Origin of the sequence: Lysinibacillus sp. ACHW1.5 (assembly GCF_022014815.1) — a bacterium.
GTDB lineage: Bacteria > Bacillota > Bacilli > Bacillales_A > Planococcaceae > Lysinibacillus > Lysinibacillus capsici.
Map to the genome: position 1 here is coordinate 2,085,688 of NZ_CP091777.1, position 12,165 is coordinate 2,097,852.

At 39.2% G+C, this 12,165-nt stretch carries 14 protein-coding genes; 11 read left to right on the plus strand and 3 right to left on the minus strand.

From position 1 onward, the window contains the following. Positions 1-70: 70 nt before the first annotated feature. A complete protein-coding gene (locus L6W14_RS10250; protein WP_237900693.1) occupies positions 71-547 on the plus strand; it encodes a dihydrofolate reductase in 477 nt (158 codons plus the stop codon). A 43-nt stretch (positions 548-590) separates the two neighbouring features. Here the strand turns inward: L6W14_RS10250 and L6W14_RS10255 are convergent, their stop codons facing one another. Beyond that, positions 591-1,226: a PAQR family membrane homeostasis protein TrhA gene (locus L6W14_RS10255; RefSeq protein ID WP_131520300.1), complete on the minus strand. Its 636-nt coding sequence runs from the start codon at positions 1,224-1,226 to the stop codon at positions 591-593. Positions 1,227-1,501: 275 nt separating this feature from the next. Here L6W14_RS10255 and L6W14_RS10260 point away from each other — a divergent pair, with 275 nt between their 5' ends. The 5 genes from L6W14_RS10260 (at position 1,502) to msrB (ending at position 5,228) form a co-directional block, all read left to right on the plus strand. Then, positions 1,502-2,344, plus strand: a complete 843-nt coding sequence (locus tag L6W14_RS10260; RefSeq protein ID WP_237900695.1) for a DegV family protein — start codon at positions 1,502-1,504, stop codon at positions 2,342-2,344. Between the two features lie 401 nt (positions 2,345-2,745). Further along, on the plus strand, positions 2,746-3,675 hold the full coding sequence (locus L6W14_RS10265; protein WP_227744879.1) for a GDSL-type esterase/lipase family protein: 930 nt from the start codon (positions 2,746-2,748) through the stop codon (positions 3,673-3,675). Between the two features lie 4 nt (positions 3,676-3,679). Next, positions 3,680-4,261 (plus strand): YpmS family protein, encoded by a 582-nt coding sequence (locus tag L6W14_RS10270; protein WP_004230217.1) that lies wholly within the window; start codon positions 3,680-3,682, stop codon positions 4,259-4,261. A 12-nt stretch (positions 4,262-4,273) separates the two neighbouring features. Then, positions 4,274-4,807, plus strand: a complete 534-nt coding sequence (gene msrA, locus L6W14_RS10275; protein WP_237900697.1) for a peptide-methionine (S)-S-oxide reductase MsrA — start codon at positions 4,274-4,276, stop codon at positions 4,805-4,807. Continuing rightward, the gene (gene msrB, locus L6W14_RS10280; protein WP_237900700.1) at positions 4,800-5,228 is read left to right on the plus strand and encodes a peptide-methionine (R)-S-oxide reductase MsrB; all 429 of its coding nucleotides are present in this window, start codon (positions 4,800-4,802) and stop codon (positions 5,226-5,228) included. The genes msrA and msrB overlap by 8 nt, the downstream gene beginning before the upstream one ends. Positions 5,229-5,564: 336 nt before the next feature. On the opposite strand, the gene L6W14_RS10285 is transcribed toward msrB, so the two are convergent. Then, positions 5,565-7,406 carry a methyl-accepting chemotaxis protein gene (locus tag L6W14_RS10285; protein WP_237900701.1) on the minus strand — a complete coding sequence of 614 codons (1,842 nt, stop codon included), beginning with the start codon at positions 7,404-7,406 and terminating at the stop codon, positions 5,565-5,567. A gap of 248 nt (positions 7,407-7,654) precedes the next feature. On the opposite strand from L6W14_RS10285, the gene L6W14_RS10290 reads away from it, so the two are divergent. Together L6W14_RS10290 and deoD are read left to right on the plus strand one after the other, a co-directional pair. Then, on the plus strand, positions 7,655-7,873 hold the full coding sequence (locus tag L6W14_RS10290; RefSeq protein ID WP_048395688.1) for a YozE family protein: 219 nt from the start codon (positions 7,655-7,657) through the stop codon (positions 7,871-7,873). Positions 7,874-7,984: 111 nt separating this feature from the next. After that, the gene (gene deoD, locus L6W14_RS10295; protein ID WP_048395686.1) at positions 7,985-8,692 is read left to right on the plus strand and encodes a purine-nucleoside phosphorylase; all 708 of its coding nucleotides are present in this window, start codon (positions 7,985-7,987) and stop codon (positions 8,690-8,692) included. A gap of 107 nt (positions 8,693-8,799) precedes the next feature. On the opposite strand, the gene L6W14_RS10300 is transcribed toward deoD, so the two are convergent. Next, positions 8,800-9,834, minus strand: a complete 1,035-nt coding sequence (locus L6W14_RS10300; RefSeq protein ID WP_306461349.1) for a beta-propeller fold lactonase family protein — start codon at positions 9,832-9,834, stop codon at positions 8,800-8,802. An 878-nt stretch (positions 9,835-10,712) separates the two neighbouring features. On the opposite strand from L6W14_RS10300, the gene L6W14_RS10305 reads away from it, so the two are divergent. The 3 genes from L6W14_RS10305 (at position 10,713) to L6W14_RS10315 (ending at position 12,157) form a co-directional block, all read left to right on the plus strand. Further along, the gene (locus L6W14_RS10305) at positions 10,713-11,165 is read left to right on the plus strand and encodes a hypothetical protein (RefSeq protein WP_131520297.1); all 453 of its coding nucleotides are present in this window, start codon (positions 10,713-10,715) and stop codon (positions 11,163-11,165) included. Positions 11,166-11,270: 105 nt separating this feature from the next. Next, entirely contained in the window at positions 11,271-11,645 is a 375-nt protein-coding gene (locus L6W14_RS10310; RefSeq protein ID WP_131520296.1) for a hypothetical protein, read from the plus strand. Positions 11,646-11,653: 8 nt separating this feature from the next. Next, positions 11,654-12,157: an NUDIX hydrolase gene (locus L6W14_RS10315; RefSeq protein ID WP_131520295.1), complete on the plus strand. Its 504-nt coding sequence runs from the start codon at positions 11,654-11,656 to the stop codon at positions 12,155-12,157. Positions 12,158-12,165 lie beyond the last annotated feature (8 nt).

Sequence of the window (12,165 nt, forward strand, 5' to 3'; positions counted from 1 at the left end):
TATTTAAAAATAGGTGAAATAAGCGCATTATGTTTATAATAAAAGGGACGAAAGTATTTGGAGGGACAGTATGATTTCTTTAATTGTGGCACATGATGACAATCACGTCATCGGATATAACAATGGGATGCCTTGGCATTTACCTGGGGATCTGCAGTATTTTAAACAAAAAACAATGGGCAAGCCTATGATTATGGGACGTAAAACATTTGAATCCATCGGTCGACCACTTCCAGGGCGACGCAACATCGTTATTACACGAGACGAGAACTATCAGGCAGAAGGCATTGAAATTGTCACTAGCTTGGAAGGTGCTTTAGCGCTAGCTGGAGATGTACCTGAGGTGATGATTATTGGCGGCGAGCAAATTTTCCGTTTAGTGATGGCGATGGCTGATCGCTTGTATATCACAAAAATTAATCATGCCTTTCAGGGTGACACCTATTTCCCGAGCTATGAGCAAGATTTTGTTCAAGTCTCTTCAGAGGAGCCTGAAACAGCACCAGAAGGTTATACATTCCAATATCAAATTTTTGAACGTAAATAAACGAAAAAGCAATCGCTCCCTTCACAATGAGCGATTGCTTTTATTATAGATAAAAATAAACACACGCATACATGGAGGCACAGCCAGCTAGCACAAAGAGATGCCAGATTGCATGGTTAAAGGGCAGAGAGCGCCATGCATAAAAGATGGCTCCAATCGTATAGAATAGCCCACCTGCTAGCAGTAAAGCAAAGCCATGTAAACCTAAATACAGATAAACGGGCTTAATGGCAAATATAATTAACCAGCCCATGCCAATATAAAAAATTAATGAAAGTACTTCAAAGCGATTAATAAAGAAACATTTAAACAATACACCAAGCACAGCCAATGACCAAATAATACATAGTAGCGTCAATCCAAGGGCACCACCAACGGCAATTAATAAAAACGGCGTATAGGTGCCGGCAATTAAAATATAAATGGACGAATGGTCCAAAATAGCGAAAAAGTGTTTATATTTTTCTGGCATACTGTGTAGTAATGTAGACATTAAAAACAGAATGATGACAGACGCACCGAAAATGCTGAAGGTTGTAATATGTAGGGCATTTCCTGTTTGTACGGCTGCTAACAGTAGAACAACCAGTGCTGGAATACTAGCAATGAAACCAATACCGTGTGTTATGGCATTCCACAGCTCTTCCCTCCATGATTTATAGTCAAATGAATCAACCATTTGAAACACTCCTTTCGTTCGTACATTTACTATACCCCAATAATTTATAGATGAACATTTACATTTGTCATATAGTTCATATCAAAAATGTCATAAGCCTGTCATATTCTTTGAGGGGCATTGATAGACAAGAGGTAGGTGAAAACGCTATAGTATCCAAGGTAGCGTTTACATGCTAGCTAGGACAGAGCTTTGCCTAATGACAAATGTCATGTTTACATAATGATTCATTAGTCTATATAATAAATTTTAATGAAGTAAAAGGATGTGTCGAAGTGAGACGAATTCATATAGTAACGGACTCAACTTGTGATTTAACAAAAGAAGAAGTAGCACAACATGGCATACATATCGTGCCTTTAACGATTCAAATTGATGGTCAAACATATACAGATGGAGTGGACTTAGAGCCACCATCTTTTTTAGGCTTAATGAAAAATGCAAAAAATTTACCGAAAAGTTCACAACCAGCACCAGGTAAATTTAAGGAATTATATGATGAACTCGGTAAAGATGGCGATCAAATTATCTCCATCCATATGACTGGTGGTATGAGTGGCACAGTAGAGTCAGCTCGTCAAGCAGCTCAAATGACAGATGCCGATGTGACAGTCATTGACTCACGCTTTATCGCGATTGGTTTAGCTATCCAACTACGAGAGGCCATCCGCATGCGAGATGAAGGCGCCACTGTGGAGGACATCGTGACACGTTTAGAAAATGTACGAGACAATACACATTTATACGTTATTGTAGACACGCTCGAAAACTTAATCAAAGGCGGTCGAATTGGTAAAGGCACAGGCTTTATCGGTTCCCTCCTAAACATCAAAGTCATTGCCAACCTTGAAGGTGGCGTATACAATCCTGTGTCAAAGGTACGTAGTCATAAACAAGTAGTCAATTTTTTATTTAAACAATTCCAAGCAGATACAGCTGGAAAAACAGTTAAGGCAGTCGGCATTTCCCATGCAGATGGCCTAGTAACGATGGGCAACCCATTAAAAGCGCTGATCGAAGAAACTGGCTTTAACGATGTTGAAATTGCCTTTACATCTCCAATCATCTCGACACATACAGGTCCAGGAGCAATTGGTTTTATTTATTTTGCAGAATAACAGGAAGGAGCTACTACATAAGTAAATGTAGTGGCTTTTTTATTATGCGTGGAACTCCTAGCAGGATGAGCGGATTATTCAAAGATGAGCAGTTTTTGTTTAGCTGTGATCAGTTTTCCACTAACTATGAGCGTGAGCGGCTTCAATTAAATAGTAATCGTGTTGAACAGTAGCTTCAATCAAACAGTGATCACGTTGCCACCAAAAATAAATCAGACATCCTACTAATTATCATCCCTTCTGCATAAAGGCACACTGTATAAACACACATTTTTCCATACATAAACCTGAGGAAATTTGGCAAGCACACAAAATTATGGAGAACTAAGGGGAAGTCACTTTTCATGGCGGCATGAACTATTCTATAATAGAAGTAATAGAAAGGGATGGAAGGTGGTCAAATGGACATTTGGCGATTTATGTTGTCATGTTTGACCGTCTTTGTACTAAGTGGTTGTGCAATATCAATCGATGAACCGAATCCGCAAGCAGAACCTGAAGGTGAGCAAGCAGGAACGGAGCAAGATATACCGCAGGATGAGCAACAAACAGAAGATGAGGAAAAAACATCTAAGAATATGTTGACGCAAATTTTTGAACATTTTTTTGAGCCATCAGCAGAGGATTTATCGCAAATTGATGAAGAACAAGCAAAGCAACTACATTACTTGGCACTGGGAGATTCGTTGACAGATGGTGTCGGTGATGAGTATAGTCAAGACGGTTATGTTGGAAGATTAGCAGATTCATTGCTCGCATGGCCTTCGATTTCGGATGTAGAGGTTGATAATCGGGGCAAACGTGGCAGACGCAGCGATCAGCTACTAAAATTAGTGAAAAAAGGGCATTATGATGAGGAGCTGCAAGAAGCACAGCTAATTTCCTTAACAATGGGTGGCAATGATGTCATGAAGGTCGTCAGGCAGGATTTATTTAACCTGAAACGTGATGCATTTGATAAGGAATTACTGGCATACAAGGAACGTTACAGCAAAATCGTAGAAGGCATTCGTGCTAAAAATCCGACAGTGCCCTTATTACTCATTGGTTTTTACAATCCATTTTCGATTGTAACCAATGAGGCGAATGAATTTGATACGATTATCACAGAATGGAATAATGTGATAGAGGAAGTAGCCAGCAAGGATTCCAATGCTTGTTACGTATCAGTAGAAGATTTGTTTGATTCAAATGAAGAGCTCGTCTATCATACAGACTTTTTCCACCCGAATGCAAAGGGGTATGAAAAAATGACAGAGCGTATACTAGCAGCAATGGAGCAGTGTGGTATGGAAAAAAAGATTAACAAGGCAATAGGCTTCGAGGAGTGACAAAATGAATAAATGGAAAGTCGCGTTTTTCGCCTTAGCGGGCACAGTGCTTTTTGCAATCCTCCTCGTCGTTTTTTTAGCAACTAGACCAGTGGATGACGTCCATGTTGCGAAGAGTTCAGCAGGTGAAAGTGAAAGCAAAGGAAATGTACTCGTGGTGCAAACCACAACAAAGGAATTAGAATCGATCTCAAAAAAATACCTAAAGGATGCAGCGAAAGGCTCACCTTTACCACTTGATTTCACAATTGGGGATGATATTCAACTACGTAGCACACTGACGGTATTCTATACGGAAATCCCCATTTCCATGAATTTTGATCCTATTGTGGATGACAAGGGGAATATTATTTTAAAACAGACAGGCATGAATGTAGGGTTATTAAACATTCCACCAGAAACGACAATGAAAATCATGCGCGATTCGGTGGAATTTCCCTCATGGATTACCGTGAATCCGAATAAAGCAGAAATATATATTGATTTATCGCGCATTAACATTGCCTCTGGTTCACGTGTACGTGCTAAAGAGTTGGACTTACCAAAGGATAAAATCTTATTGGAAATTATTGTTCCTGGTGAATAAGGAGTGAAATGAATGGCAAAGCAATATGCAACATTTGCGGGAGGCTGTTTTTGGTGTATGGTCAAGCCCTTTGACGAAACACCTGGGATTGATTCCGTAATCTCAGGCTATACAGGTGGACATGTTGTAAATCCTACCTATGAACAGGTTTGCTCGGAAACAACAGGGCATGTGGAAGCTGTACAAATCACATTTGATGATGAGTTATATAGCTACGAGCAGCTACTTGCGATTTATTGGACTTTAATTGACCCAACAGATGCAGGTGGTCAATTTTACGACCGTGGAGAATCCTACACAACGGCCATTTTTTATCATAACGAAGAACAGCGTGAGCTAGCTGAACGTTCAAAGTCGGATTTACAAGCGTCTGGTAAGTTTGATAAACCAATTATGGTAAAAATTTTACCAGTCACTACGTTTTATCCGGCTGAGGATTATCATCAACAGTATTATAAGAAAAATCCAATGCACTATGAGCGCTATTCGATTGGATCAGGTCGTCGAGCGTTTCAGGAGCAACACTGGGGGAACAAACATGAATAAGGAACAACGTTTAAAAGAACTAACAGAGATGCAATACTATGTCACACAGGAAAATGGCACAGAGCCACCATTCCGTAATGAGTTTGATGACCATTTTGCAGAAGGCATCTACGTAGACATTGTGTCTGGCAAGCCTTTATTCAGCTCACTCGATAAATACAACTCAGGCTGTGGCTGGCCAGCCTTCACAAAGCCGATTGAAAAAGAACAGGTAACCGAGCATTTCGATACATCTCACGGTATGCGTCGTGTGGAGGTACGCAGCAAAGAAGCGGATTCGCATCTAGGACATGTCTTCCCAGACGGCCCAAGTGAGCAAGGTGGCTTACGCTACTGCATAAACTCAGCAGCGCTTCGATTTATCGCAAAAGAAGATTTAGAAAAAGAAGGCTATGGCGAATACCGAGCACTATTTAAATAGTAAAAACCTAGCAAGGTAGCTCCTTGCTAGGTTTTTTTATGGTCATGAGAAACAGCAGATTAGAAGGATAGAAATCTGAAAGTGGAGGATAGAACAGAAAAAGTGGCGGATAAGCCTGAAAAAGTAGCGGATAGATTGCTGAAAGTGAGGGATAGCCCAGCAAATTAGGGGGATAGCCCTCAAATAATTGGATAGAAATCTAAAAGTGGAGGATAAAACTTAAAAAGTAGCGGATAGCATGCTCAAAGTGAAGGATAGCCCCAAATTAGTAGATAGCCCCGCAAAGTCAAGGGAGAACCAATAAAAAATTGGTTCCCCCTCTCTCTTTCAGTTCGCTTAAACTTTAAACTCGCTTACGAGGTTACGTAGGCAATCTGCTTGTTGGGCAAGCTCAGTGGCTGCGGCGTTGATTTCCTGCATGGAGGCGGAGCCTTGTGTGGCTGCTGCCGCAGATGTCACGGTATTGGCCGCGGATTGTTCTGCGTAGGCATTGACATGAATGAAGTCACTTGCCACCGCATTACTATTTTCAAGTGTTGTCGCAATTTTATCTACCATGGCCGCGATGATTGACGTTGTTTCTTCGGTATGCGATAAAATGTTGGCTAAGGATTGATTTGTTTCGTTTGTTACTTCAACGCCTCGGATGACCGTTGTCACACCCTCGTGATTTTGAGCAATGATGGATGTGACCTCATCTTGGATAGATGTGACAATCGATGTCACCTCTTTCGCTGCACTTTGGGATTGCTCTGCTAGTTTGCGAACTTCATCGGCTACAACAGCAAAGCCTCGTCCATGCTCACCAGCCCTTGCCGCTTCAATCGCCGCATTTAAAGCGAGGAGATTCGTTTGCTCAGAAATGGCCGTGATTGTACCAATAATGGACGTAATATCCGCAGATTTACGACCTAACGCCTCTACCGTAGATGTTGTAGAAGCCATTGTTTCTTCAATCGATTGCATGACGAGTGATGATTGTTCTACAGAGCGGCTACCTTCATCGGCTGCTTGCTGCATGGCGATAGAGGCACGATGGACAGCACTCGCTTGTTCATTTAATTGATGCATGGAATGCTCTAAGTCGCTCATTTTTTGCTGCGCACTATTCATACTGGAAATCGTATTGTCACTATCACTCGCAATATCTGCTGTCGCATCCGCAATATCCTGAATTGTACGCGCATTTTCATCTGCTAATGACATTAGCTCCTGACTGCTGCTTGATACATGATCCGCTAACTCACTTACGCGTCGAATTAAGTTAGAAATTGACTCAATTAACGTATTCGTGGAGGCTGCAATAATCGAAAATTCATCACGATTATGCACATTTACACGTCTTGTCAAATCGCCTCCTGCTTGCGCAATATCAAGGATAGAGTCATTAATCGCCTGTGTATTACGTTTTAATGATTTAAATAGCATAAAGCCAAAAATTACAATTGCTAAAAAGCCAACGATTGAAACGAGAAAGAATGTAGTGATAGAAATATTTACCTGCTGGTTAAGCTTGTCTAATTTTGTTTTATTGGAATCGTCCATGACAGTATTAATGGTCTCAATGTTTTGGTCGATATGTGTTTTCATTGTTTCCCCAGTAGCACCCATCATCAGTTTACGAGCCTGCTCAAGGCCAAGCTCATCACGCATTGTCATGACTTTATCTGAATAATCAAGGTAATTTTTATAATATTGCTCGATTGCCTGCATATGACCGAGTTCCACTTGGCGATCTTGAAATTGATCTTTCAAAGCGGCTAGCTTTTTATTAATGGTATCTATTTTTAAATGATAAGAAGTAGAATAAATGCCGTTACCCGTAATTAAATATGATTGTTCTAAATTGGTCAGTCTAGCAATCTCATAGGCAAGTTGATTCACCGTTAGTTGCTCCTGCACATTTTTCTTTGTGAAATCTTCCATTTGGTGTTGCAAGTTTTGTATATTGACATAGGACAATATACCCATAATACCGTTAATTACAATAAGAAGTGCAAACATAATAAGCACTTTACCCCGAATTAAATGGTAAAAACGTTGTCGTTTTTCTTTAATAGGAGGGGGATTTTTCCCAGTTTCCCCTTGTGTAGAAGCTTTCCTCTTCTTAAAAAAGCTAAAAGTAAAGAGAGACGGGCGTTTTTTCGCTGTACCATGGGTTTTTTTAGTCTTTTTCATCGCCATCACCTTCCTATTTTTTAAATAATCGATTTCAATTTTATCTTATTTTACTAGATTTTTCTATCTTTATTTCTAAAAATTAAAATTTTTCAGATAAAATAACTATGACAAAAGTCAGGATCGACCATGAAAATAGTTCTAAAATCATAAGTGGGTAAAATATAGTAGTAGTGGAATTTATGACGAATGCTATTTTTTTTGATACACTAGCGAAAAGCCAATGCATAAAAAGGGGAATTTGTTCGATGAAGAAAAGTTTTTATTTATATGTCCTAACCTATCGAGGTGGCGATTGGTCTGACCCTAAAGTACGCTTTGCAGAGGAAGTGTTTCATGAGCATAATTTTCCAAAGCAGAGCACAGACTTTAATGAGTTGTCCGACTATATAGAAACCTATGCAACGGAAAACCTAACAATCCAGACCTTTGATACTTTGTGGACACTTTATGAGGAACAAGCATAATTGTACGAAAACTATAAATAATTTTGTAGTTGCTAGACGTCTAGCATTGCGTAAATGACAGAAACACAGTATTATTTATAGTGATAACTGACAGAAAAGAGGGATTGCAGTATGAGTATTCATATTAATGCAAAAAAAGGTGAAATCGCTGACACAATTTTACTTCCAGGAGATCCATTACGTGCAAAATACATTGCGGAAACATTTTTAGAAGATGTAATTTGCTACAACGAAGTACGTAATATGTTCGGATACACTGGTACGTATAAAGGGAAACGTATTTCTGTACAAGGAACTGGTATGGGTGTGCCATCTATTTCAATCTACGCAACAGAATTAATGCAAGAATATGATGTTCAAAAATTAATCCGTGTAGGTACTTGTGGTGCAATTCAAAAAGATGTAAAAGTACGTGACGTGATTTTAGCACAAGGAGCAACATCTGATACACGTATGAACCAAATCATCTGGGGCGGTGCTATCGATTTCGCACCAATCGCTGACTTTGATCTTTTATTAAAAGCATACAATGCAGGTAAAGATGCAGGTCTTAACTTACAAGTAGGGAATATCTTCACAGCGGATTTATTCTACTCAGATGAGCACCAAAATGAAAAATTAGCGCAATACGGCGTACTAGCGGTAGAAATGGAATCAGCAGCTCTTTACACATTAGCGGCAAAATTTGGCCGTAAAGCACTTGCTGTTCTAACAGTAAGTGACCATATCATCACTGGTGAAGTAACGACAGCTGAAGAACGTCAAACAACATTCAATGACATGATCGTGGTCGCTTTAGACGCAGCGATTCAAGACTAAGCTAACTTTAGCCATAATTAACTATATAAAGAATGCAGGCAACCGACAAAAAACAGCCCATTTTCTAAGATGGGGTGGAAGTAGTCGGTTGCTTTTTTTAGGGGTAATTATTGACAGATTGTTCCAGTTTTGATACCAGTCGGCCCGTTAAATCCTGGGATTGTGGCAATTACCATGTTTGTTGCTATGTCGATGACAGACACCGTATTGTCTACTTGATTTGTTACATAGGCAAAAGTACCATCTGGCAAGATGGTTACTTGGTCTGGAGATGCACCTACAGGAATAGTTGCAATCACCGTATTGGTGGCTGTATTGATGACAGATACGGTATTATTGCCTTTATTCACAATGTAAACAAGCGTTCCATCAGGGGTAATCGCTGTTCCTACAGGTCCTGTACCAACAGGAATGGTAGCCACTACTGTATTGGTAGTGGTATTAATAACCGATACGGAATTGCTATTTTCATTTGTCACATAAGCAAATTGCCCGCTTGGAGTCAAAACAATGGATCTAGGACGAATTCCCACAGGGATTGTAGCAATCACCGTATTGGTTGCAGTATTGATAACAGATACTGAATTGGAATTCTCGTTGGCAACATAAGCAAACGCACTGTTTGGCGTAAAGGCAATACCTTGAGGTTGTAGCCCTACTGGAATAGTGGCTGTTACGGTATTGGTGGCTGTATTAATGACCGATATAGTGTTCGATCCGTGATTGGATACATAAGCAAGTGTTCCATTTGGTGAAATGGCGACACCAAGGGGGTCAATGCCTACAGGAATGGTAGCGATTGGCAAGTTTGTGGCAGTACTAAAAACCGTTACATTATCCGAGAAGAGCGCTGGAACATAGCCGAAAGCGCCATTAGGTGTAATCGCTACTTCTAGCGGAGCAGATCCTACTGGAATGGTAGCGACGATTGTGTTTGTTGCGGTATCGATCACAGAAACTCTATTATCAGGTGTTGCGAGCTGCCCAGCATCTGTCACATAGACGAGATAATGACAACTTGGTGGTATGGGTAAAAATGGCGGCTTACATTTACAACGACAACAAGGACAACAACAGCGACAATGACAATTTGGATTTGACGTAAACTTGAATTTTTGAAAATATTTATGTTCTTTCCCCACACAGGACATCCTTTCAGTCATATATGGCTACTTTATGCGTAAAGAGCTAGGCTTGTTGTACGTTTACCTAGCCATTCCCTTTTACCATTTTTACTTGTTATTGGAACAGTTCTAAACTTCTGAGTACGGTTTATGCAGTATGAAGAAACTTAAAAGCATGGGAGCAATGAAGATGTTTAGCTTGATTAAAAATGATATAAGATTCATTGAAATTGAATATGATCTTCGTTATAAGGAATCTTCGAAAACATTTTCCTGATTTGACGATAAAAATTAATTTTATTACATTAGCTTTCCAATAGCTTCTTCGATATCTTTTCATTCGTACACCGACTCTTTTAACACTTTCCCACCAATTGTAATTTCTAAGCTTCGCCCCATAATGTTCATAAAAATAACGTGTTTTATTCTATAACTAAGACTTCGACAAATTTAGTTTGGTAGTTCTTTTGGATTTCCTTCAGCAATTGTTTTCCTATCCCTTTTTGTGATAGTTTTCTAAAAGATAGAGCGTTTCTACATAATTGGAATGGGGAAGGGTTTGAGTCTCTTTTACTTGCAGATGTGAAGCCAATAATGTCGCCTAATTCATTTTCAGCTACTAGTACATACTTCATTTTTGTCGGCAATTTGTTGTGTCCATTGTTCGTAGGATAATTTATTTTAATATTTTGCTAGCACAATATGCTTATAGCTTGTTCATCAATTATCAACAGGTACTTTTCTAATACCTTTCGCATCTTTATAGTTGCCTTTCTAATGATCAAATTTATCACCTCCTATTAAATCTTTATAAACAGAATGATAACATCTTCTACAGTTTATTTACTTAATAAGGTAAAATATGAAATGTATAGGTTTAGAGAGGGGGTATATTTTTGGAAAGTAAGTATATGTGTACGATTAAAATTAATTTAGAGGGTGGAGATATTCAATTTGATGTGTCAAATGAAGAGCAACTTTTTAGTTTAAGATCTGGTTTAGCCTTTATAGCCATCCCGCAATTTTTCTCCACGCTCACCAGTTTTTATCTAGGTAATACAAATGAGGTAAAAATAGATTGTCACGGAAACTATGATTACTATATTTTTTCCAGCGATGGTGAATACATATTAATTGAACATAAAAGTCATTATCCTATCGAAAGAATATTTAATTATCAATTTTCTCTTAAGGGGTATATGGAGGCTATAGATCAAGGCTTCAAGAAATATTTGGAGCAATTAGAGAATGAAGGCATCTTCCCATTGGAAAATCATGTATTTGCTGATCCTTTAGGAGAAGATGTTTTAAATGCTTTCTATAACTTTTCTTCATTATTAAAAGCTTGAATAGCAATGAAAAAAATAAACGTATGACCGCTTCAAAATAGAAGCTCTCTTTTACAGATAAATTGCAGCAGCCGATTCTTAACCAGACAAGGAGGATGGTGAGCTTTGAAAAAAATAGGTATACTCATAGCAGCTCTTTTCGTAGTAAGTGGGGTCTTTATTGATAGCAATAAATTATTATACCCTCCTTTGCCAATCGATTCCCTTACACCAAAGGAAGCCATACAAAAATTAAATGCATCCCCCTTTGATTTAGTGGCGCTCTCCAATGATAAGAAGGCAACTTGGTACCTCGCAGCCATTTCTGCTAGGGGCATACAGAAGGTGGACGAGGACATTCAGCAAATGATGGCTAATGAAGGATGGGCATTTCTTGAAAAAGAGGGGAGTGGATTATTTTTCGAAAAAAATGGGGAACGTTCTATTGTGACAACGGAAATGTGGACGAAGCAGTATGTGCTTGTTCAAATTCAGAAATGAAGTGCTCTATGGAAGTCTGGGATCTCTATGATAAAAATCGCCAAAAAACAAATAAGCGTCATGTACGTGGGACAGCATTAGCAGCTGAAGATTACCATATCGTTGTGCACGTATGGATTCACAATAACAGGGGAGAATTCCTTTTAACAAAAAGACATCCCAATAAACATTATCCTCATTTATGGGAATGTCCAGGAGGCTCTATAGTAACGGGTGAAAGCAGTTTGGACGGGGCTATTCGTGAGGTGGAAGAGGAAATAGGGATATCATTATTGAGGACCAATGGACAATTAGTAAAGAGTGAACGACGTGATTGTTTCAATGATTTTTATGACGTTTGGTTATTTGAGCAAAGCTTTGAAATTAGTGACACCAAACTTCAGGAGAAGGAAGTGACAGTAGTTCAATGGGTCACAAAGCTAGAGCTTGAAAAGATGCTTCACGCCAATAACGTAGTACCGACACTTCGCTACTTTACGTCCATTTTTAACGATAAGACTACGCCATGTTAGTGTTATGT